Source organism: Vibrio sp. 1562, from assembly GCF_033340155.1.
GTDB classification, from domain to species: Bacteria; Pseudomonadota; Gammaproteobacteria; order Enterobacterales; family Vibrionaceae; genus Vibrio; species Vibrio alginolyticus.
The window spans coordinates 1-589 of record NZ_JAWOVY010000565.1; the positions used below are offsets into that span (position 1 = coordinate 1).

General features: G+C 44.1%; 1 protein-coding gene. It reads left to right on the forward strand.

Features of this window, described 5'->3' with window-relative positions:
• Positions 1-589, forward strand: a 589-nt coding sequence (locus R7Z49_RS26420) for an aromatic amino acid transport family protein (protein ID WP_318112618.1), incomplete at both ends; no start/stop codon positions are given.

The window sequence follows — 589 nt, forward strand, 5'->3', positions numbered from 1 at the left end:
AAGTAGTGCAACACTTCATACCTTGGCGAAACAAATCCTTGGTCAAAAGGGTAAGTGGGTTGCCAGTTTTGCGATGCTATTTTTGTTCTACTCATTGTGTGCGGCATACATCGCTGGTGGCGGTGCACAATTTGGTGACCGCTTATCTCAGTGGTTTGAGTTAGACATTTCTGGCCCGACAGCGACAGTGATTTTCACTCTGATCGTTACTTTAGTGGTGACTATTGGTACAGGAACAGTTGATAAAGTAAACCGCGTGTTGTTTGCGTTAAAGCTAGTCGCAATGGTTGCGGTACTGTCATTTTTAGCGCCAAACGTTACCGAGTCATACTTGCTAAGCATGCCTATCGAACAGGGACTTATTGTTGCGGCGATTCCAGTGATTTTCACATCGTTTGGTTTCCACGGTAGTATTCCTGCAATCGTAAACTACCTAGATGGCGATACGTCATCTTTGCGCAAAGCGGTTATTGTTGGTTCGACGATTCCTTTAGTTATCTACATTTTCTGGCAAATCGTTACTTTAGGCGTAGTAAGCCAGGATGCACTTATTGAAACCGGTGGCTTGAGTGCACTTATTGGTCAATTA